Annotated in this window: 17 protein-coding genes; all 17 read left to right on the forward strand. The window is 70.6% G+C overall.

Going from position 1 to position 22,355, the window contains the following annotated elements; genetic code table 11:
* Window positions 1-2 precede the first annotated feature (2 nt).
* The 17 genes from rsmH (at window position 3) to HLH25_RS06590 (ending at window position 22,332) form a co-directional block, all read left to right on the forward strand.
* Window positions 3-1,016 carry a 16S rRNA (cytosine(1402)-N(4))-methyltransferase RsmH gene (gene rsmH, locus HLH25_RS06510; protein WP_182973427.1) on the forward strand — a complete coding sequence of 338 codons (1,014 nt, stop codon included), beginning with the start codon at window positions 3-5 and terminating at the stop codon, window positions 1,014-1,016.
* A complete protein-coding gene (gene ftsL, locus HLH25_RS06515) occupies window positions 1,013-1,933 on the forward strand; it encodes a cell division protein FtsL (protein WP_182973310.1) in 921 nt (306 codons plus the stop codon). Before rsmH ends, ftsL begins: the two co-directional genes overlap by 4 nt.
* Before the next feature lie 51 nt (window positions 1,934-1,984).
* Window positions 1,985-4,039 (forward strand): peptidoglycan D,D-transpeptidase FtsI family protein, encoded by a 2,055-nt coding sequence (locus HLH25_RS06520; protein WP_259657211.1) that lies wholly within the window; start codon window positions 1,985-1,987, stop codon window positions 4,037-4,039.
* Window positions 4,036-5,508 carry a UDP-N-acetylmuramoyl-L-alanyl-D-glutamate--2,6-diaminopimelate ligase gene (locus HLH25_RS06525; RefSeq protein ID WP_182973312.1) on the forward strand — a complete coding sequence of 491 codons (1,473 nt, stop codon included), beginning with the start codon at window positions 4,036-4,038 and terminating at the stop codon, window positions 5,506-5,508. The genes HLH25_RS06520 and HLH25_RS06525 overlap by 4 nt, the downstream gene beginning before the upstream one ends.
* On the forward strand, window positions 5,505-6,899 hold the full coding sequence (locus HLH25_RS06530) for a UDP-N-acetylmuramoyl-tripeptide--D-alanyl-D-alanine ligase (RefSeq protein ID WP_182973313.1): 1,395 nt from the start codon (window positions 5,505-5,507) through the stop codon (window positions 6,897-6,899). The genes HLH25_RS06525 and HLH25_RS06530 overlap by 4 nt, the downstream gene beginning before the upstream one ends.
* On the forward strand, window positions 6,899-7,990 hold the full coding sequence (gene mraY / locus HLH25_RS06535; protein WP_182973314.1) for a phospho-N-acetylmuramoyl-pentapeptide-transferase: 1,092 nt from the start codon (window positions 6,899-6,901) through the stop codon (window positions 7,988-7,990). The genes HLH25_RS06530 and mraY overlap by 1 nt, the downstream gene beginning before the upstream one ends.
* Window positions 7,987-9,381 (forward strand): UDP-N-acetylmuramoyl-L-alanine--D-glutamate ligase, encoded by a 1,395-nt coding sequence (gene murD, locus HLH25_RS06540; protein WP_182973315.1) that lies wholly within the window; start codon window positions 7,987-7,989, stop codon window positions 9,379-9,381. Before mraY ends, murD begins: the two co-directional genes overlap by 4 nt.
* A complete protein-coding gene (locus HLH25_RS06545) occupies window positions 9,381-10,544 on the forward strand; it encodes an FtsW/RodA/SpoVE family cell cycle protein (RefSeq protein WP_182973316.1) in 1,164 nt (387 codons plus the stop codon). Before murD ends, HLH25_RS06545 begins: the two co-directional genes overlap by 1 nt.
* Window positions 10,541-11,743 carry an undecaprenyldiphospho-muramoylpentapeptide beta-N-acetylglucosaminyltransferase gene (murG, locus tag HLH25_RS06550; RefSeq protein WP_182973317.1) on the forward strand — a complete coding sequence of 401 codons (1,203 nt, stop codon included), beginning with the start codon at window positions 10,541-10,543 and terminating at the stop codon, window positions 11,741-11,743. The genes HLH25_RS06545 and murG overlap by 4 nt, the downstream gene beginning before the upstream one ends.
* The gene (gene murC, locus HLH25_RS06555; RefSeq protein ID WP_182973318.1) at window positions 11,740-13,179 is read left to right on the forward strand and encodes a UDP-N-acetylmuramate--L-alanine ligase; all 1,440 of its coding nucleotides are present in this window, start codon (window positions 11,740-11,742) and stop codon (window positions 13,177-13,179) included. The genes murG and murC overlap by 4 nt, the downstream gene beginning before the upstream one ends.
* Window positions 13,176-14,153 carry a UDP-N-acetylmuramate dehydrogenase gene (gene murB, locus HLH25_RS06560; RefSeq protein ID WP_182973319.1) on the forward strand — a complete coding sequence of 326 codons (978 nt, stop codon included), beginning with the start codon at window positions 13,176-13,178 and terminating at the stop codon, window positions 14,151-14,153. Before murC ends, murB begins: the two co-directional genes overlap by 4 nt.
* Window positions 14,150-15,106, forward strand: a complete 957-nt coding sequence (locus tag HLH25_RS06565; protein ID WP_182973320.1) for a D-alanine--D-alanine ligase — start codon at window positions 14,150-14,152, stop codon at window positions 15,104-15,106. Before murB ends, HLH25_RS06565 begins: the two co-directional genes overlap by 4 nt.
* 50 nt (window positions 15,107-15,156) lie before the next feature.
* Entirely contained in the window at window positions 15,157-16,308 is a 1,152-nt protein-coding gene (locus HLH25_RS06570; protein WP_182973321.1) for a cell division protein FtsQ/DivIB, read from the forward strand.
* The gene (ftsA, locus tag HLH25_RS06575) at window positions 16,305-17,696 is read left to right on the forward strand and encodes a cell division protein FtsA (RefSeq protein WP_182973322.1); all 1,392 of its coding nucleotides are present in this window, start codon (window positions 16,305-16,307) and stop codon (window positions 17,694-17,696) included. Before HLH25_RS06570 ends, ftsA begins: the two co-directional genes overlap by 4 nt.
* An 80-nt stretch (window positions 17,697-17,776) precedes the next feature.
* A complete protein-coding gene (ftsZ, locus tag HLH25_RS06580) occupies window positions 17,777-19,234 on the forward strand; it encodes a cell division protein FtsZ (RefSeq protein ID WP_182973323.1) in 1,458 nt (485 codons plus the stop codon).
* Between the two features lie 947 nt (window positions 19,235-20,181).
* A complete protein-coding gene (lpxC, locus tag HLH25_RS06585) occupies window positions 20,182-21,162 on the forward strand; it encodes a UDP-3-O-acyl-N-acetylglucosamine deacetylase (RefSeq protein WP_182973324.1) in 981 nt (326 codons plus the stop codon).
* Window positions 21,163-21,357: 195 nt separating this feature from the next.
* A complete protein-coding gene (locus HLH25_RS06590) occupies window positions 21,358-22,332 on the forward strand; it encodes an outer membrane protein assembly factor BamD (RefSeq protein ID WP_182973325.1) in 975 nt (324 codons plus the stop codon).
* The last annotated feature ends 23 nt before the right edge of the window (window positions 22,333-22,355 follow it).

Genomic DNA, 22,355 nt, shown 5'->3' on the forward strand with positions numbered 1-22,355 from the left:
CCATGACAACGCCCTTCACCACCACGCCCCCGCCGGGCCACGTCCCCGTCATGCTGGCGGAAGTGTTGCAGATGCTGGCCCCCAGGGACGGCGCGACCTATCTCGACGGCACGTTCGGCGGCGGCGGCTACGCCCGCGCCATCCTGGCCGCCGCCCGCTGCACCCTGTGGGCCATCGACCGCGACCCCGCCGCCATCCGGCGCGGCGAAGCCTTGCAGGCCGAACTGCGCGCCGCCGAGGGCACCAGCCGCCTGCACATGGTCGAGGGCGGATTCGGCGACATGCGCGCCCTGCTGGAAGAGCGCGACGCCCCGGCGCTGGACGGCGTGGTGCTCGATCTCGGCGTGTCGTCCTTCCAGATCGACGAAGGCGCGCGCGGCTTCTCCTTCCGTCACGACGGGCCGCTGGACATGCGCATGGGCGACACCGGCCCCACGGCGGCCGATATCGTGAACCGGACGGCCGAATCCGACCTCGCCGATATTCTCTATCAATATGGCGAGGAACGGCTATCCCGCCGGGTCGCCCGCGCCATCGTCGCCGCCCGCGCCGAAGCGCCGATCCTGACGACGTTCCGCCTGGCCGAGATCATCCGCTCGGTCGTGCCGGGCGACCGCTCGGGCATCGACCCCGCCACCCGCTCGTTCCAGGGCCTGCGCATCCACGTCAATGACGAGCTGGGGCAGATCCGCTCGGGCCTGGACCAGGCGCTGGATCTGCTGGCCCCCGGCGGCCGGCTGGTCGTCGTGTCCTTCCATTCGCTGGAGGACCGGCTGGTCAAGCAGGCCATGCACCGCGCGGCGGGCCGCCTGCCCGGTCCATCGCGTTACGACCCCCGCTCGATCCAGGCGCGGGACGAGGCCCCCTCCTTCCGGCTGCTCACCGGGCGCACCCTGCGCCCCGGCGAGGCCGAATGCCGCGCCAATTCCCGCGCCCGCAGCGCCCGCCTGCGCGCGATCGAACGCCTGCCCCTCGTGGACATCCCAGCCACCAGCCCCACGGAGCGTCGCCCATGATGCGATCCTTTACCTTTCTCTGCGCCGTGATGGCCGGCCTGTCCGGATTGTTCCTCTATTCCAAGAAGCATCAGACGACGCTGCTCGACCACCAGATCGCGCAGATCGTCGGCGACACGCAGCATATCCGCGAGCAGACGGCGATGCTGCGCGCGGAATGGGCGCTGCTGAACCAGCCCGACCGGCTGGGCAGCCTGTCGGCGCGCTTCCTGCCCGACATGCACCCGATGGCGCCCACCCAGTTCATCCAGATGGCCTCGCTGGCCGAGCGCCTGCCCGCGCCCGGCTCGCGTCCGCTGGCGGCGGTCGATCCCCGCGCGCATATGGATGCCAGCCTGGCCTCCCATGCGCCGGCGCCGGCCCCCGTCGAGCACCCGGCCGCCCCCCCCGCCCCGATGGCGGCGGCGGCCCCGCCGGCCCATGTCGCCCAGGCTCCGATGGTTGTGGCCGCGGCGCAGCGCCCCGCGACGCCGGCCGCCGAGCCGCCTCCGGTCACGACGCACCGAATCCTTGTCGCCGCTTCGACTCCGCCCGCGCAGCACCCCGAGCGGCTGGTCGAACACCCGGTCGAACGCCCGATCGTGATGGCCCAGGCCACGCTTCCGGCGGTGGCGGCCCATGTCACGGCCCCCAGGGCGCACCCCGCCCCGGTTTCGCCCGATTTGCCGCATAATGTCGATCGCCATGCCGCCGTCTCCGTTGCCCACGCCACGCGCCCCGTGCTACCGCCAGCGGCCGCTTCCGAACCTCGTTACGCATCGGCCAGACCGGTCCGTCCGCTCCCGGTCGCAGTCGCGGCCTGGAGACCGGCGGCGCCCCCCAAGCCGTATGAGGAGGCAAGGGGATACGGCAGAGGCTCCTCTCTCGGCTTCTCGCGTTCCGGCGCACTTCCTCCCCCCGTTCCAGTCAGCAACTGACGACCCCCCACAGGTGACATGACCCAAGGCCCGACCGACACACCAGACGATATGCGGGACGGGCCTTCCCGGCCCGCGCGAATGGATGTCCGGGTCACCGGCGACGATCTGCGCACCCGCACGGCGCGCGAGCGCACGCAATCGCGCCTGCTCATCATGTCGGCCGGCTTCTTCGGCCTGTTCGGCGCCGTGGCGCTCAAACTGTCGTTCGCCACCGTCATCGCGCCGATGGCGCCGGAACAGCGGCAGATCGCCCCCCAGGTCCCCCCGATCCCCCACAGCGATCCCAAGGGCATGATGGCCGGGGATTTCGCATTGCCGCAGGTCCACCGCGCCACGGTCACCGACCGCAACGGGCAGGTCCTGGCCATCTCGCTGCCCGTGGCGCAGGTCTACGCCAACCCGCAGGAAATGATCGACGCGCAGGACACGGCCAAAAAGCTGCGCACCGTCCTGCCAAAACTGGACGAAGCCGAACTGATCCGCCGGCTCTCGACCAAAAAGCAGTTCGTCTACCTGGCGCGCGACATCTCGCCGATGCAGGAAATCGCGATCAACAATCTGGGCATCCCCGGCATCTATTTCGAACCCGGCGAGCGCCGCCATTACCCGCTGGGCCGCGTCGCCTCCCACATCCTGGGCGCGGTCGATATCGACGACCACGGCGTGGCCGGCATCGAACGCTCGATGGACAAGCGCCTGGACAGCGACCGCACCCCCCTGCGCCTGTCGCTCGACGTGCGTATCCAGGCGGTGGTGCGCGAGGAACTGGCGGCGGCCAAGGACCTGTTCCAGGCCATCGGCGCCTGCGCCATCGTCATGGACGTCAATACCGGCGAGATCATCGCCATGGTCAGCCTGCCGGACTACGACGCCAACGATTTCGGCCGCGCCGACCCCGACGCCCGCTTCAACCGCGCCGTCACCGGCATGTACGAGCCTGGATCGACCTTCAAGCTCCAGACGGCCGCCATGGCGCTGCAACTGGGCGTCGCCCATCCGTGGGACCGGTTTTCCTCCATCCCCATCCATATCGGCCGCTTCACCATTTCGGACATGAGGACAGATCATTTCGCCCCATGGCTGACGCTCAACGAGGTGATGGCCTATTCATCCAACCCGGCCGCCGCCCACATGGCGCTGGATGTCGGCGCCCAGCGTCAGCAGACCTGGCTGCGCGACATGGGCTTCTTCGCCCCGGTGCCGATCGAACTGCCCGAGGCCGGCCGGCCGATCGTGCCCCGCACCTGGGGCATTTCCACGGTCATGACCGTCGGCTTCGGCCATGGCGTCGCCGAACCCCCGCTGGCCATCGTGCGCGGCACCGCCGCCACGGTCAACGGCGGCATCCTGCTCCATCCCACCCTGATGGCCCGAGACGCCGACCACGCGAACGATCCGGTTGGCCTCACCCCGGCCGTCGCGGAAGCCGCCCCCCCCACCCTCACGCCCGCCGTCATCACCGCGGCGTCCACCGAAGACAAGGTGGACGCCGCCACCATGCCGGGGGCCACGCGCGTCATCTCGCCCGAGACCTCGGCCCTGCTGCGCCGCATCCTGCGCCTGGACGTCACCAAGGGCACCGGCAAGACGGCGGAATCCCCCGGTTATTTCGTCGGCGGCAAGACCGGCACCGCCGAGAAGATCGGCCCGCACGGCGGCTACCTCAAACACGTCAACATCGCCGCGTTCACCAGCATCTTTCCGATGAACGCCCCGCGCTACGCCGTCTATGTCATGCTCGACAGTCCCAAGCCCACCCCGCAGACCCACGGCTGGACCACGGCGGCGTGGAACTCCGCGCCCACCGTGTCGAAGATCGTGACGCGCATCGGCCCGATGCTCGGCCTGTTCCCCAACACGACCAACCCGCAGGCGGTCGACGACGCCATGGCGATCCCGCTGGAACCGGCAGTGCCGCGCGGCTACCGCCCGCTGGGACCGGGCAACGACCCCGGCGACCCGCGCAACCAGCCGAAAGCGCCGAAAACGCCGGCCCACGACGCCACGCACACCGCCGCCCTGCCGCCGCGCGCGCGTCTGCACGCCGCGCGGGCCGAACAGGCCGCCCCCAGACGGCCCACGCATCCGGAGGTCCGGGGATGACACACATCCTGTCCCATCTGCTGGCCGCCGCCGGCCTGTCCGCTCCCCTGGCCAGCGACCCTGCGATCGGCCAGGTCACCGCCGACAGCCGCAAGGTGCGCCCCGGCACGCTGTTCGTCGCCATCCCCGGCACGCGGGCCGACGGCCGCGCCTTCATCCTCGCCGCCGTCACGGCGGGCGCCGCCGCCATCGTCGCCCCGCGCGACGTTCCGCCCGAGGCGGCCCCCGGCATCCCGCTGATCCATGCCGACAAGCCACGACAGGCGCTGGCCCTGCTGGCCGCCGCCTTCGCGGGCGCGCAACCGGGCCGGATCGTCGCCGTCACCGGCACCAACGGCAAGACCAGCACGGTCGATTTCCTGCGTCAGATCTGGGTCTATCAGGGCCACCAGGCCGCCAGCATCGGCACGCTCGGCGTCATCGCCCCGGTCGCCCTGCCCCCCACCGGCCCCATCCTGACCACGCCCGACAGTGTCGGCCTGGCCGACACGCTCGCCGCCATGGCGCGCGGCGGCGTGGCGGATGTCGCCATCGAGGCCTCGTCCCACGGGCTGGAACAGCACCGGCTGGACGGGCTGCGCCTCACCGCCGCCGGCTTCACCAACCTCACCCGCGACCATCTCGACTATCACGGCACGCTGGCGGCCTACCGCACCGCCAAACTGGCCCTGTTCGACCGGCTGCTGCCCGAGGGCGCGCTGGCGGCGGCCAATGCCGACATGGAGCCGGAAACCCTCGCCGCCCTGCGCGCCATCGCCACCCGCCGCCGGTTCGACCTGCGGCTGGTCGGCACGCAAGGCGACGCCATCCGCCTGCTGGACAGCACGCCGCTGCCCGAGGGCCAGCACCTGCGGCTGGAAGTCGGCGGCACCATCCACGAGGTCACCCTGGCGCTCCCCGGCCGCTTCCAGGCCGACAACGCCCTGCTGGCCGCCGCCCTCGCCGCACCGGGCGCCGACGGACTGGCCCAGGCCATCGCCCTTCTCCCCGCCCTGACCGGCGTGCGCGGCCGCATGGAGCGCGCGGCCCTGCTGCCCAACGGCGCCGCCGCCTATGTCGATTACGCCCATACGCCAGACGCCCTGGCCCGCCTGCTGGACGCCCTGCGCCCGCACGCGACCGGCCGGCTGATCGCCGTCTTCGGCGCCGGCGGCGACCGCGATCGCGGCAAGCGCCCGCTGATGGGGCAGGAAGCCGCCAACCGCGCCGACATCGCCATCGTCACCGACGACAACCCCCGCACCGAAGACCCGGCCACGATCCGTCGCGAGGTCCTGGCCGGCGCACCGGGCGCGATCGAAATCGGCGACCGCGCCCGCGCCATCGCCGAGGGCCTGTCGATGCTCCAATCCGGCGACGTGCTGGTGGTGGCCGGCAAGGGCCACGAGCAGGGCCAGACCATCGGCGCCACCACCCACCCCTTCGACGACGTATCGGTCATCCGCCACATGGCCGGGGTGGCCGCATGAGCGCGCTCTGGACCCGCGACGCGCTGGAAGCCGCGACCGGCGGCCATTTCCCCGGCCACGCACCGGTCACCGTGACCGGTGTTTCCATCGACACCCGCACGCTCGCCCCCGGCGACCTGTTCGTCGCCCTGGTCGGCGACAGCAGCGACGGCCACGCCCATGTCCGCACGGCGCTGGAACGCGGTGCTGCGGCCGTGCTGGTCCACGACCCGGCGGCCACCGGCCTCGCCCCCACCGACCCGCGCATGCTGGCCGTCCCCGACACGCTGGCGGCGCTGAATGCCCTGGCCCGATACGCCCGCGCCCGCTTCACCGGCCGCATGCTCGCCGTCACCGGCAGCGTGGGCAAGACGACGACCAAGGACATGCTGGGCCTGGCGCTGAGCGCCCTCGGCCCCACCCATGTCGCAGCCGCCTCCTACAACAACCATTGGGGCGTGCCCCTGACACTGGCCCGCCTGCCGGAAGACGCCGCGTTCTGCGTGTGCGAGGTGGGCATGAACCATCCGGGCGAAATCGCCCCGCTGGCGGCCCTCGTCCGGCCCGACATCGCACTCATCACCACCATCGCCGGCGCGCATCTGGGCCATATGGGCAGCCTGGAGGCCATCGCGCGCGAAAAATCCAGCCTGATCGCCGCCCTGCCCCCCGGCGGCACCGCCATCGTCCCCGACGATGCCGAGGGCCAGCCGATCTTCGCCGAACAGGCCGCCGGGGCCGAGGCCCGCCTGTGGCGCGTGGGCGAAGCGCCCGACAGCATGGCCGTCCTGTCCCGCCTCACGCTCGCGGGCGACGGCAGCGATTGCGTCATCACCATCGCCGGCCAGCCGTTTCCGCTGCGCCTTAACGCCCCCGGCCGCCACCTGGCACGCAACGCCACCACCGTCCTGGCGGCGGTGGCGGCCCTCGGCGCCGATATCCCGACAGCCGCCACAGCACTGGCCGCCTTCCGCCCCGGCGCCGGGCGCGGCCAACTGGCCCCGATCCTGAACGGACAGGCGGCGCTGCTCGACGAGAGCTACAACGCTTCCACGCTCTCCATCCGCTCCTCGCTCGCGGTGCTCGACCTGCTGGCCACCGCCCGGCGCGTGGCGGTGCTGGGCGATATCCGCGAACTCGGCGCCTTCGCGCGCGCCGAGCATGAATCCCTCCTGTCCGCCGCCCTGGCACATGCGGACCTCGTCTTCTGCTCCGGCCCGAACATGCAATATCTCTTCGACCTGCTTCCCTCTTCCCGACGCGGCGCATGGGCGCCCGACGCGGCCAGCCTGGCCCCCACGGTGCGGGCCGCGCTGGCCCCCGGCGACACCGTCCTCGTAAAGGGCAGCCTCGGCAGCCGCATGCGCGACGTGATCTCGGTCCTGACCGCCGGCGAGACGGAAACGCGCTGATGCTCTACGATCTGGTCCAGCATCACGCGGGCGCGCATATCTCGGTGCTCAACCTGTTCCGCTACATCACGTTCCGCGCCGGCGCGGCCTGCCTGACGGCCCTGGTCATCTCGCTGCTGCTGGGCCAGCCGCTGATCGCGCAACTGCGCCGCATCCAGCGCGGCGGCCAGCCGATCCGCGCCCTGGGGCCGGAACGCCATATTCTGGAGAAGGCCGGCACCCCCACCATGGGCGGCGTGCTGATCCTCATCGCGCTGTTCGTCTCGACCCTGCTGTGGGCGGACCTCACCAACGGCTTCGTCTGGGCGGTCCTGCTGATCACGCTCGGCTTCGGCGCCGTGGGCTTCGCCGACGACTATCTCAAACTGTCCCGCCGCAACACGGCCGGCGTGTCCAAGCGCGCCCGGCTGGGCAGCGAATTCGCCATCTCGCTGATCGGCGGCTACTGGCTGCAAAGCCTGATGCCGGCCGACCTGGCCAATCACCTGGCCTTCCCGTTCATGAAGGACTGGCTACTGCCGCTGGGCTACGCCTTCCCGATCTTCGCCATGATCACGATCAGCGGCTTCGGCAACGCCGTCAATTTCACCGACGGACTGGACGGGCTGGCCATCGTGCCGGTGATCATCGCCGCCCTGGTCTTCGGGCTGATCGCCTATCTGGTCGGCAACCACGTCTTCGCCGATTACCTGCAACTGCACGCGGTCCCCGGCACGGGCGAACTCTGCGTCTTCTGCTCGGCGCTGGTGGGCGCGGGGCTGGGCTTCCTGTGGTTCAACGCCCCGCCGGCGGCGGTATTCATGGGCGATACCGGCTCGCTCTCGCTGGGCGGCGCGCTGGGGGCGGTCGCGGTCGCGGTCAAGCACGAGCTGGTGCTGTGCATCGTCGGCGGCCTGTTCGTGGTCGAGACCTTTTCGGTGATCATCCAGGTCTTCTGGTTCCGCCGCACGGGCCGACGGGTGTTCCTGATGGCGCCGCTGCACCATCATTTCGAAAAGAAAGGCTGGCAGGAGCCCAAGATCGTGATCCGTTTCTGGATCGTCTCCATCGTGCTGGGACTGTGTGGCCTCGCCACGCTGAAGCTGCGATGACGTCGTTTCCACCCCTCCTGTTCGCCGGCCGGCGCTACGCCGTGCTGGGCCTGGGCAACAACGGCGCACCGGCCGTTCGCGCCCTCGCCACCATGGGCGCCTCGGTGCGGGCGTGGGACGACAACGCGGCCGCCCGCCAGGCCCTCGGCGACATTCCGGGCGTCACCCTGGCGCCGTTCGAATCCCTTGACGGCATGGATGCGCTGGTGCTGTCGCCGGGCATCCCGCATGTGCTGCCCAAGCCCCATCCGGCCGCCCTGATGGCGCGCGAGGCCGGCATTCCCATCCTGTCCGACGCCGACCTGCTCTATCAGGCGGTGCGCCGCGCCGGATCGCGCGCCCGCTTCGCCGGCATCACCGGCACCAACGGCAAATCGACCACCACCGCCCTGCTCGCACACATGCTGGCCACGGCCGGCATCCCGGTGGCGGCGGGCGGCAATCTCGGCCCGGCCTCGCTCTCGCTCCCCTGCCTGCCGGACGACGGCGTGTATGTGCTGGAAATGTCGTCCTACATGCTGGAACGGTTGCAGGACCTGCATTTCACCGTCGCGTGCCTGCTCAACCTCACGCCGGACCATCTGGACCGCCACGGCGACATGGACGGCTACCTGCACGCCAAATGGCACATCTTCGACAGCCAGCGCAGCGGCGACCTCGCCGTGATCGGCTTCGGCGAAACACCGGACGCATCCGTCTCCCGCATGGTCGACAAGCTGGCCGCCAGCGGCGACCGGGTGCTGACCGTCTCGGGCCAGTCCCCCGATGCCGACCTGTCCGGCGCAGGCGGCATCCTGCGCGACCCGACAGGCGAAATCGCCAATCTCGCCGAAGCCCCGGCCCTGCCCGGCGCGCACAATGCCGAAAACGCGGCGGCGGCAACCGCCATGGCCCTGGCGCTGGGCGTACCCCGCGCCGCCATCGCCCCCGCCTTGCGCTCCTTCGTCGGCCTGCCCCACCGTCAGAAGCCGGTCGCCACCATCGAGGGCGTCCTGTTCATCGACGACAGCAAGGCCACGAACGCCGATTCCTCGTCCCGCGCCCTGAACTGCTACGACCGGCTGGTCTGGATCGCCGGCGGCGTCGCCAAGGCCGGCGGCATCGCGGATCTGGCCCCCCATTTCCCCCGCATCGCCCACGCCGTGCTGATCGGGCGGGATGCCCCGGCCCTGGCGGAAACGCTGGCCGCGCATCACGTCCCCTACACGCTGGCGGGCACGATGGAGGCCGCGGTCCCCCTGGCGCACGACCTGGCCCGCCAGACAGGCGCGACGACCGTCCTGCTCTCGCCCGCCTGCGCCAGCTTCGACCAGTACAAGAGCTTCGAACATCGCGGCCGGCATTTCGCCGACCTCGTCCACGGACTGGCCGGAACGAAGGGGGAAGGCTGATGCCCGCCATCTCGCGCGTCGATACCTCTTTCCTGGCCCGCTGGTGGCGCAATGTCGACCGGGTGACGCTGTCGTGCGTCTGCATCCTCATCGGCTTCGGTTATGTGCTGATGCTGGCCGCCAGCCCGGCCGTGGCCACGCGCATCGGCGCCTCGCGCGACATGTTCATCCTCAAGCAGGTGGTCTTCCTCACCCTGGCCGGCCTGATCGTGGTGGCGACTTCCCTGCTCTCGCCGCGCGGCATCCGGCGGCTGGCGCTGGCGGGCTTCGTCCTGGCCACCGCCGCGACCGCGCTCACCCTGGTCCACGGCATCGAGATCAAGGGCGCCCGGCGCTGGATCGCCCTGCCGATGATGTCGGTCCAGCCCTCCGAATTTCTCAAGCCCTGCTTCGCCGTCGTCACCGCGTGGCTGCTGACCGAACGCCGCTACCGCCGCCTGCTGCCGGGCATGCCCATCGCGCTGGGCCTGTTCGCGGTCATCCTGCTGCTGCTCAAATCGCAACCCGACATCGGCATGCTCAGCGTCATCACCACGGTGTTCATGGCCCAGCTCTTCATCGACGGGCTGAACATCTTCTTCGTCGGCGCCGGGGCCGGCTGCATGGTGGCCGCCTTCCTCGGCGCCTACGTGGCCTTCCCCCATGTCCGCTCGCGCGTCGAACGCTTCCTGCACCCCAATGTCGGCGACCATTACCAGATCGACACCGCGCTCCGCGCCTTCGGCAATGGCGGCCTGATGGGCCGCGGCCCCGGCGAGGGCCGGGTGAAGGACCTGCTGCCCGACGCCCACGCCGATTTCGTCTTCGCCGTCGCGGGCGAGGAATTCGGCATGCTGGTCTGCCTGTTCATCATCAGCGTGTTCTGCCTGATCGTGGTGCGCACCCTGCTGAAACTGCTGCGCGAGGACGACCCGTTCATCGTCGTGGCAACCGTGGGCCTCATCACGGGTTTCGGCCTGCAGGCGTTCGTCAACATGGGCTCGACCCTGCACCTGATCCCGACCAAGGGCATGACGCTGCCGTTCATTTCCTATGGCGGCTCCTCGGCCATGTCGGTGGCGCTGACCATCGGCATGGTGCTGGCCCTGACGCGGCACCGCATGGGCGAAAGCCGGATTCCACGCGGCCGGTCCAGCTTCGCGGCACGAAAGGCCACCGCATGAGCCCGCCTCCCCCCACCCCGCGCCGCCCCATCGTCATCGCCGCCGGCGGCACCGGCGGCCATTTCATTCCCGCCGAGGCCCTGGCCCGCGCGCTGGCCGACCGTGGCCACCCGATCGCGCTGATGACCGACCGCCGCGCCGGCACCCGCGACCACGGCATCTTCGCGCAGGGGCAGCAATTCGTCCTGCCCGGCGCCGGCATCGCCGGCCACGGGCTGGCCCGCGCCGCCCGCGCCGCGCTGGCGCTGGCACAGGGCACGCTCCAGGCCCGCGCGATCCTGCGCCGGCTGAACGCGGCGGCGGTGGTCGGCTTCGGCGGCTACCCCTCGGTGCCGCCGCTGCTGGGCGCCCGCCTGCTCGGCCGCCACCGCCCGCTGATCGTCCTGCATGAGGGCAACGCCGTGCTGGGTCAGGCCAACGCCCAGCTCGCCCGCTTCGCCGACGGCATCGCCACCTCGTTCCCCCAGGTCGCCCGCCTGCCCAAGGATGCCAGGACGACCCTGACCGGCATGCCGGTGCGCGACGCCATCGCCGCCCTGCACGACCAGCCCTACACCCCGCCGAAGGCCGAAATCCGCCTGCTGGTCTGGGGCGGCTCCCTGGGCGCCCGCGTCTTCAGCGACGTGGTGCCGGACGCCATCTCCCGCCTGCCCGACGCCCTGCGCGCGCGCCTGCGCATCACCCAGCAGGCCCGCGCCGAGGATATCGAGCGCGTGCGCGCCGCCTACGCGGCCCTGGGCATCCCCGCCGAAATCTCCCCCTTCTTCGCCGACGTGCCCGCCCTGCTGAAGGCGGCGCACCTGGTCATCGGCCGCGCCGGCGGCTCCTCGGTGGCCGAACTGACCGATTCCGGCCGCCCCGCGATCCTGGTGCCCCTGCCCATCGCCGCCAGCGACGAACAGGGCGCCAACGCGGCATCCCTGGTCGCCGCCGGCGCCGCGTGGATGATCCGCCAGCCCGATTTCACCGCCCAGACTCTGGCCAGGCAACTGGACTCCCTGCTGTCCGCCCCCACGATCCTGACGGACGCGGCAGCCGCCGCCCGATCCCTGGGCCGGCCCGATGCCGCACGCCGTCTGGCCGATCTGGTCGAAGGACTCTTGCATCCCCGCCCCGACCCCGCCTATCCGACAGCCGCCCACCCTGCCGCCCACCCTGCCGCGACACCGACAGCCGCCAAGACGGAGACCACCTCATGAGAGCCCTGCCCCTTTCCATCGGCACCATTCATTTCGTCGGGATCGGCGGCATCGGCATGTCCGGCATCGCCGAGGTGCTGCACATGCTGGGCTACGCGGTGCAGGGGTCGGACATCGCCGAGGGTGCCAACGTGCTGCGCCTGCGCGCGGCCGGCATCCCCGTCGCCATCGGCCATGACGCCGCCAATCTGGGTCAGGCGCAGGTCGTCGTCACCTCCACCGCCGTCAAGCGCGACAATCCCGAGGTCGTGGCCGCCCGCGCCCGCCTGATCCCCGTCGTGCGCCGGGCGGAAATGCTGGCCGAACTGATGCGCCTGCGCTGGTCGGTCGCGGTCGGCGGCACCCATGGCAAGACCACGACCACCAGCCTCGTCGCGGCGGTACTGGAAGCCGCGAAGCTCGACCCCACCGTCATCAATGGCGGCATCATCGAGGCGTACGGCACCAACACCCGCATGGGCTCGGGCGACTGGATGGTGGTCGAGGCCGACGAAAGCGACGGCTCGTTCCTGCGCCTGCCCTCGGTCATCACCGTGGTCACCAACATGGACCCGGAACATCTCGACCATTGGGGCACGGCGGAAGCCATGCAGGCGGCCTACGACCAGTTCGTGTCGAACATCCCCTTCTACGGTTTCGCGGTCCTGTGCATCGACCACCCGGCGGTGCAGCAGATGATCCCCCGCCTGTCCGACCACCGCATCGTCACCTACGGCTTCTCGCCGCAGGCCGACATCCGGGCCGAGAAGGTGATCACCGACAAGCTGGGCGCGACGTTCGAGGTCGTGGTCACCAACCGCAACCGCAACCGCACCCGCCGCGCGGGGCCGTTCCGCCTGCCCATGCTGGGCCACCACAACGTGCAGAACGCGCTGGCCGCCATCGCCGTGGCGGTCGAGATGGATATCGACGACGCCACCATCCGTTCCGCCTTCGCCGGCTTTCGGGGCGTCAAGCGCCGCTTCACCCGCACGGGGGAGACCGGCGGCATCACGGTCATCGACGATTACGGCCACCACCCGGTGGAAATCGCCGCCGTGCTCAAGGCCGCCCGCCAGGCCGGCGCGCGCGACGTCATCGCCATCGTGCAGCCCCACCGCTATTCGCGCCTGCAAACCCTGTTCGGCGAATTCTGCACCTGCATGAACGACGCCGGCACCGTCATCGTGGCCGATGTCTACGCGGCCGGCGAAGCCCCGATTGACGGCATCAACCGCGACACGCTGGTCGACGGCCTGCGCGAGCGCGGCCACCGTTCGGTGGTGCCGCTGCCCGACCCGGAACATCTGGCGGAAATGGTCCACGCCATCGCCAAACCGGGCGATTTCGTCGTCTGCCTCGGCGCGGGCAGCATCACCAACTGGGCGCAGGCCCTCCCCGCCCAGCTCGCCGCCCTGCAAAACCCCAATGCCCGCAAGGGAGACTGCGCGGCATGACCACACCGGCCACCACCACGGAACAGAGCTGGACCGACAGCGTGCGCGCCAGCCTCGCCGGCCTGCGCGGCCGGCTGAGCGCGGACGCGCCGCTTGGCCCGCGCACCTGGTTCCGCGTCGGCGGCCCAGCGGACCTGCTGCTGCAACCGGCCGACGCCGAAGACCTGGCCCACGCGCTGCGCCTCCTGCCGCCGGACCTGCCGGTCACGATCCTGGGCGCCTGCTCCAACGTCATCGTGCGCGACGGCGGCATCGACGGGCTGGTCATCCGCCTCGGCGGCGGCTTCGCCGACATCACGGTCGAGCCCGACGGGCTGATCGCCGGCGCCGCGTCCCTGGACATGGTGGTGGCCGAACACGCGGCCGGCGCCGGCCTCAAGGGGCTGGAATTCCTCGCCGGCATCCCCGGCTCCATCGGCGGCGCGGTGGCGATGAATGCCGGCGCCTACGGCTCGGACATCGCCACCGTTCTCGACTGGGCGGACATCGTCACCCGCGACGGCAGCACCGCCCGCCTGTCCGGCCCGGCGCTGGGCTTCGGCTACCGCCGCTCGCGCCTGCCGGCCGGCGCCGTCGTCACCCGCGCCCGCCTGCGCGCCATCCCGGCCGACCCGACGGAAATCCGCCAGGCCATCGCCACCATCCGCCAGTCGCGCGAAGAGTCGCAGCCCACACGGGCGCGCACCGGCGGCTCCACCTTCCGCAACCCCGAGCACGGCAAGGCGTGGGAACTGATCGACGCCGCCGGCTGCCGGGGCCTCGCCCTGCACGACGCGCAGATCAGCGAAAAACACTGCAATTTCATGCTCAACACCGGCCACGCCACCGCCGCCGACCTCGAAGAACTGGGCGAGACGGTCCGCGCGCGGGTGCAGGCCCGCACCGGCATCCTGCTGGAATGGGAAATCAAGCGCATCGGCCGCGCCACCCCACCCGCCGACGCCGCCTCGCCCGACACGGGAGACACACCATGACCACCCGCACCCCGGCCCGGCGCGTCACCGTCCTGATGGGCGGCATCTCCGCCGAACGCACGGTCAGCCTCTCCAGCGGCGCCGGCATCAGCGCCGCATTGCGCGAGGAAGGGTACGAGGTCCGCGTGCTCGACGCCGGCCCCGACCTGGGCGCGATCGTGGCCGACCTCACCACCCACCGGCCGGACGTGGTGTTCAACGCCCTGCACGGCCGCCTGGGCGAAGACGGCGCGATCCAGGGCGTGCTGGACTGGATGGACATCCCCTACACCCATTCCGGCATCCGCGCCTCGGCCACGGCGATGGACAAGGCCGCCGCCCGCGCGGTCTTCCTCGCCGCCGGCCTGCCGGTCGCCGAAGGCACGGTGATCGACATCGCCGCTTTCCCCGCCGCCGATCCCCTGCCCACGCCCTACGTCATCAAGCCGCTGAACGAGGGCTCGTCCGTGGGGGTCGAGATCGTACGCACCGGCTCCAACCGCCGCGCCGCCATCGCCGCCGCCTGGACCCACGGCCCGCACGCCCTGGTCGAGGAATTCATCCCCGGCCGCGAACTGACGGTCGGCGTCATGGGCGACCGCGCCCTGACGGTCACCGACATCACCCCCAACCCCGCCACGGGGCATGAATTCTACGACTACGCCGCCAAATACCAGACCGGCGGATCGCAGCACGTCCTGCCCGCGCGCATTCACCCCGACGCCTTCGCCCAGGCGCTGGACCTCGCCGCCGCCGCCCACCGCGCGCTCGGCTGCACCGGCGCCACCCGCACCGATTTCCGCTACGACGACACGCAATGCGGCGACGGCCCCGGCCGCCTCGTGATCCTGGAGGTCAACACCCAGCCCGGCATGACGCCCACCTCCCTGCTGCCCGAACAGGCCCAGACGCAGGGAATCGGCTACGGCGCGCTCTGCCGCTGGATGGTCGAGCACGCCACATGCCGCACATGACCGCGCGGCCGGGCGGCTGACCCTCCCATGACCCGCCCCACGCCCCCTCGATGAGACGGACAGGAGAAAACCGCGACGATCGCCCTTCACGGCTGTCGATCTTCCTGCGGCGGCAGCGGCGCATGGTGCGCCCGCTCGGACTGGCGATCGTCCTGCTCGCCGTCGCGGCCGGCGGCGCGGTGGTGGTGCACGACATGAAGTCCGAGGAACGGTTCGCCCCGATCCGCGCCCGGCTGGTCAGCATGCTGCCGCTGCGCATCACCGATATCCAGATCAGCGGCCGCGTCCTCACCAACGAGGATTCTCTGCGCGAGGCCCTGGGCGTGCGCGTGGGCGATCCGGTCCTCGGCTTCTCGGTCGAGGGCGCACGCGAGCGAATCGACGCCCTGCCCTTCGTCGATCACTCGGTGGTCGAACGCCACCTGCCCGGCACCATCGTCGTACGCCTGACCGAACGCAGCCCCTTCGCGGTGTGGCAGAACCAGGGCCGCTTCATGCTGATCGACCGCGCCGGCAACCCGGTGCGCGACCAGGGCATGACGGGCAAGGACGCGCAGGCATTCATGCAATTGCCGCTGGTGGTCGGGCTGGGCGCCAACACCGCCGCCGCATCGCTGGTCGACGCGCTGGCAACCCAGCCCGTGGTGCGCGACCATGTGGCCGCCGCCGTCCGCGTCGGCCTGCGCCGGTGGAACCTGACGCTGCACGACGGCACCACCGTCCTGCTCCCCGAAGGCGAGGACCTCCCGGCCCTCAAACGGCTGGCCGAGCTCCAGGCCGCCATGAAGCTGCTCGACCGCCCGGTCATCAGCATCGACCTGCGCCTGCCCGACCGGATGGTGGTGGAACAGCCCCCCCCGCCCGCCCCCGAGAGCCAGCCCGCGGCAACCCCGCAATCCCCGGCCAATCCGGGCACGTCGAAACCGGCCGCCGCCCATGACGGCCAGCAGGGCACCGCGCCGCCAAGGCCCGCCCCCAAGGCACAGCCCAAGACCTCGCCCACGGCAGCGCCTACGGCAGCACCGGCCGATGAACGGGCCTCCACCCACCCGCCGGCCACCGGGTCACACGTCCGATCCCCGGTACCGCCGGCCGCCACCTCACCGTCCCCATCCGGGCTGGCCCAGCCCCGCAAGGCCCTGCCTCCCCCGGTCCCCAACCTGCCGCCGAATGACGAACCCGAAGCGAGGAGGCGCACATGAACGATCTGGTCGTGGTCCCGCAGGGTACCGAACCCGCCCCGCGCCCGGCGCGCCGCCGCCGTTCCCGCCGGCGCGAACAGGCCCTGGTGCCGCCCACCCACTCCGGCCGCAGCGTGGCCCTGCCGCCACCCGACGACCCCACGCCGCCGCGCGCCTGGCGGCAGGGCACGTTCGGGGTGCTGGATATCGGCTCGACCAAGATCATGTGCCTGATCGGGCGCGGCGAGGCCGACGGCTCGCTGCGCGTGCTGGGCCATGGCTGGCGCCGCTCGCACGGCGTGCGCAGCGGCGGCATCGTCAACCTGCACGAGGCCGAGGCCGCGATCCGCGCCGCCGTCGGCCAGGCCGAGGACGCCGCCGAGCGCCGGCTGGACCGCGTCTATGTCAACCTGTCCTGCGGCCACCCGGAAAGCCGGCTCTTCAATGTCCGCTGGCCGGTCGGCGGGCGCGAGATCACGGCGTCGGATGTCCGGCGCGTGGTCACCGAAGGCCAGATGCGGGCCATGTCCGAGGGCCGTTCGACCATCCACACCATCCCGCTGGATTTCTCGGTGGACGAAACCGCCGGCGTCCCCGATCCGCGCGGCCATCTGTGCGACCAGCTCACCTCGCGGCTACACGTCATCGACGCCTCGACCACCGCCCTGCGCAATCTGGAAACCGTGCTTTCACGGGCCGAACTCAAGATCGAGGAACTGGTCTCCGCCCCCCTCGCCTCGGGCCTGGCGGTGCTGGACGAAGACGAGCGCGAACTGGGCGTCACCGTGGTCGACATGGGCGGCGGCACCACCTCGATCGGCATTTTCGGCGAGGGCCACCTGCTGCACACCGCCTGCCTGCCGGTCGGCGGCATGCACGTCACGCGCGACATCGCCCATGTGCTGTCCACCTCGATCGACAGCGCGGAATGGCTGAAGACCATGTATAGCTCGGCGGAACTCTCGGCCGACGACGACATGGATCTCCTGCCGGTGCAGCTCATCGGCGACAACGAACATCAATTCGTCACGATTTCCCGCTCCAAGGTGGTCTCCATCATCCGGCCACGAATCGAGGAAACGCTGGAGATGGTCCGCGACCGGCTGGAATCGGCGGGCGTCGGCCGCGCCACCGACGGGCGCGTGGTGCTCACGGGCGGCGCGTCGCTGCTCGACGGCGTGGGCAACATGGCCGCGCGCATCCTCAACCGCCAGGTGCGGCTAGGCCGACCGAACGGCATTCGCGGGCTGCCCGAGGACCCGGCGGCCTGGCCCTCCTTCGCAACGTCGGCCGGCCTGCTGGCCTGGGCGGCGGGCGGCGGCGGCGCACTGGGCGACATGGATTTTTCCGAGCCCCGGCCACGCGGTTTCGTTCGCCGCGTCGTGGAATTCATACGAGACAGGGTATAAGAAGATGATTCAGAATATCCCCTGAAATGTTACACGCGAATCGGCATCGAGACACTAACGACTCGTCCTGGGAGACGTCCATGACCCTGAATCTCAGCATTCCGCAGCAGAGCCACTCCGATTTCACGCCGCGGATTACCGTGATCGGCGTCGGCGGCGGCGGGACCAACGCTGTCGACAACATGATCCATCTGCAACTCCAGGGGGTGGAATTCGTCGTCGCCAACACCGACGCGCAGCAATTGTCCCACAGCAAGGCCGATCGCCGCGTCCAGCTCGGCCCGCACCTCACCCAGGGCCTGGGCGCCGGCGCCAAGCCGGAAATCGGCCGCGCCGCCGCCGAGGAAGCCGCCGACGAACTGGCGCGCCATCTCGAAGGCGCGCACATGGTGTTCATCACCGCCGGGATGGGCGGCGGCACGGGCACGGGCGCGGCGCCGGTCATCGCGCGCATGGCGCGCGAGCGCGGCATCCTCACCGTGGGCGTCGTCACCAAGCCCTTCACCTTCGAAGGCGGTCGCCGCACCAAATCGGCCGATGCCGGCATCGCCGAGCTTCAGCAATATGTCGATACGCTGATCGTCATTCCCAACCAGAACCTGTTCCGCCTCGCCACCGAGCGAACAAGCTGGAAGGACGCGTTCAAGATGGCCGACAACGTCCTGTATATGGGCGTGCGCGGCGTCACCGACCTCATGATGGCCCCCGGCCTGGTCAATCTCGATTTCGCCGATATCCGCACCGTCATGGCCGAAATGGGCAAGGCGATGATGGGTACCGGCGAGGCCGAGGGCGACAACCGCGCCATTGCCGCCGCCGAGGACGCGATCTCCAACCCGCTGCTGGAAGACACCTCCATGGCCGGCGCGCGCGGCCTGCTGATCAACATCACCGGCGGCGACGACATGACGCTGTACGAGGTCGATCAGGCCGCCAACCGCATCCGCGAGGAAGTGGCCGACGACGCGAACATCATCTTCGGCTCGGCGATCGACGAATCGCTCAACGGCCGCATCCGCGTCTCGGTCGTCGCCACGGGCATCGACAGCCCCCCGCCGCGCACGGCCGAGCCGCTGCCCGCCGAAGCCGCCCCCCCGCAGCCCGCCGAGGTCGCCGCCCCGGCCGCCGCCCAGCCCACCGCCGCCGAAGCCCAGGCCCATGCCCAGGCCCACGCGCAATCCCAGGCCGAAGCCGCCGCCCGTCACCCGGCGCCGAATTTCATGAACACCCCGCCGGTCGCGGCGCCCTCGCCTCATTCGACGCCGCAGCAGACACTGCATCAGGGCGCTCGCCCGTCCCCGCGCTCGTCCCTGTTCTCCGAACAGCCCCGCGCGCCCGAGCCCCAGCCGGCGGCCCCGCGCGGCAGCCTGTTCAACATCGTCACCGGCGTCCTGCGCGGCGGGCGTCCCGCCTCGGCACCCGACGCCCAGCGCGCCGAACCGGCCCTCCCGGAACAGGAACCCGCCGCCACGGTCCGCCCGGCCACGGGCGAGGAAGTCGGGCTGGATATTCCCGCCTTCCTACGCCGCCAACCCTGACCATGGCCGTAAATGCGCGCTGGTGGCGATCCGACGCGCATTTTCTGCGCTTCGCTGCTCACGGCCATCAAGGCCGCTGCGCTGCGATGCTCGAAAATACACGCCGGCCGCGGCCCTGAAGGGCCGCTCTCGCTCACCAGCCCACATTTCCGGCCATGGTCCTCTCCGGACCCGCCCTCTCCGCGCGTCGCTGCCCACAGCCATCAAGGCCACTCCGCCGCGATGCCCGAAAACACACGCCGGGCACGACCCTCACGGACAACGCCCGCTCAACAGCCCACATTTCCCGCCATGGTCCCCTCCGGACCCGCCCTCTCCGCGCGGCGCTGCCCACGGCCATCAAGGCCGCTCCGCGACGACGCCCGAAAATACACGCAGGGCACCACCCTCACGGACAACGCCCGCTCACCAGCCCACATTTCCGGCCACGGTCCCCTCCGGACCCGCCCTCTCCGCGCGGCGCTGCCCACGGCCATCAAAGCCGCTCCGCCGCGATGCCCGAAAACACACGCCGGCCGCATCCCTGAAGGGCCGCTCTCGCTCACCAGCCCACATTTCCGGCCACGGTCCCCTCCGGACCCGCCCTCTCCGCGCGGCGCTGCCCACGGCCATCAAAGCCGCTCCACCGCGATGCCCGAAAATACACGCCGGCCGCATCCCTGAAGGGCCGCTCTCGCTCACCAGCCCACATTTCCGGCCAGGCATCCCCCATCCAGGCCCAAACTTCCGAACCGGCCGGCAATAACTCAAATCCCCCTTCCCGGTTCCCACCACGTCAATTTTGTGACTTTATTTTTTCTTTTTGTTTCAGCTCGTTAAGCCGTAATAGTCGGCAATAAACAGTGACTCGCACTCCCGCTTTCCTACGATTACAGATCATGCTGTTCATGCTGTCGGTTCTGTAACAGCCAGGCCAGAAGCAGCGGGAATAACGGCAGGGGACTGGAATGGACGGAATGCTGATGATGTCGGAACAGGAATCGTCACCGATGGGCGAAACCGTTTCCGCACGTCCCCTCCCCACCCGCTCCGCCCGCCAGCACACGCTCCGCCAGAGCATTTCCTGCGTCGGCATCGGCCTGCATACTGGCCTGCGGATCAGGCTGGCCCTCCACCCGGCGGCCGAAAACAGCGGAATCCTCTTCCGCCGCGTCGATCTCGACGGCCGCACCATTCCCGGCCGCTTCGATCATGTCATCGACACGCGACTGTCCACCGTCATCGGCGATCCGGCGAACCCCGCCCTGCGCGTCGCCACCATCGAGCACCTGATGGCCGCGTTGTCGGCCACCGGCATCGACAATGTGCTGATCGACGTTGACGGGCCGGAACTGCCGGTGCTCGACGGTTCGGCGGCCGATTTCGTCTTCCTGCTCGATTGCGCCGGGCTGGCCGAGCAGGCCGCCCCCCGCGCGGCGATCGACGTGCTGCGCCCCGTCCGCGTCACCGACGGCGACGCGTTCGCCGAGTTGCGGCCCGCGCGCGAACCCGGACTGGCGCTGGCCATGTCCATCGCCTTCCCCGCCGCCGCCATCGGCGAACAGAGCTTCACCGCCCGGCTCGACCGCCGGAGCTTCCGCGACGAGATCGCGAATTGCCGCACGTTCACCCTGCGGCAGGAAATCGAGGCCCTGCACGCGGCCGGCCTGGCGCGCGGCGGCTCGCTGGACAATGCCGTCGTCGTCGATGGCGCCGCGATCCTCAACCCCTCCGGCCTGCGCCGCCCCGACGAGTTCGTGCGCCACAAGATGGTCGATGCGGTCGGAGACCTCTATCTGGCCGGCGCCACCCTCAACGGCGTCTTCACCGGGCACAAATCCGGCCACGCGCTGAACAACCGGCTGCTCCGGACCCTGTTCGCCGAGGCCGGCAACTGGCGGTTTCAGACGCGCACGCTCCGTCCCCAGCCCCTCCGCGCCGCGGCCTGATCCCCCACCCCTGCCGGACAACGCGCGCCGGCGGCGATTCGGCGCGCGTTTTCCATGCCTTCGCGCATGCGGCCATCACGGTCGCGGCCTCCCCTCAATCGACCAAATTCAGCCCGGATCGCATTGAAAACGCCGCCGTGGCCTTCACCCCGGCCCGCCGCATGATATAAGGCAGACCGAACTGGAAGAGCCGGCATGTCCCTGCGCAGCATTCGAAACCATTCCGTTGACCGTTCGGCCGGCCGTCACGCCGCCCGATACGCCTCGATCGCCGTCATCCTGTCGCTCGCGGCATGTGGCGGCGACAAGAAGACGATCAACGACCTGGAATCGCACGTCCCTCCGGTCGAGACGCTCTACAATAACGGCATCGACGCCCTGCGCGACCAGCGCTACGCCCTGTCGGCGGCCGAATTCGACGTGCTGCAACAGAACTACCCCTATTCCGCCTACGTCGCGAACGCGCAGTTGATGGGCGGCTACGCCTACTACCTGCAAGACAAGTATCCCGAGGCCGTGCAGCAGCTCGACCGCTTCCTCGAACTGCACCCCACCAGCCCCGATGCCGCCTACGCCTTCTACCTGCGCGCCCTCTGCTATTACGAGCAGGTGGCCGAGGTGCAGCGCGACCAGCAAGGCACGATCGAGGCGATGAACGCGCTGGAAGAAGTCATCACCCGCTTCCCGCAATCCCCCTACGCGCGTGATGCCCAGCTCAAGGTCGATCTCTGCCGCGACCATCTCGCCGGCAAGGAAATGCTGGTCGGCCGCTATTACGAGCAGCAGCGGTCCTATCACTCGGCGGTCAACCGCTACCAGCGCGTGGTGCAGGATTTCCAGACGACCAACCATGTGCCCGAAGCGCTGGAACGGCTGGTCGAGGTCTATCTCGACCTGGGCCTGACCGACCAGGCACACCGCACCGCCGCCGTGCTGTCCTACAATTATCCGGGCAGCAAATGGTACCGCTACGCCTACGATACACTGCGCAGCAAGCACCTGCTCTCCGCCGACACCCCGGCGCCGCATGCCGGCCCCGACAAGGTCTCGGCAAAATCGGCCGATGCCGATGCCGACGGTGCCCGGCCGCTGGCCAAGGCGCCGCCGCCGCCATCCGAGGTCCGTGCCCGGCGCGGCTTCTTCTCGCGCGTATGGCACTCCGTCTTCTGACGGGCGTGGGGGCCTTCCTCGCA

Source organism: Gluconacetobacter dulcium (genome assembly GCF_014174165.1).
Lineage (GTDB): Bacteria > Pseudomonadota > Alphaproteobacteria > Acetobacterales > Acetobacteraceae > Gluconacetobacter > Gluconacetobacter dulcium.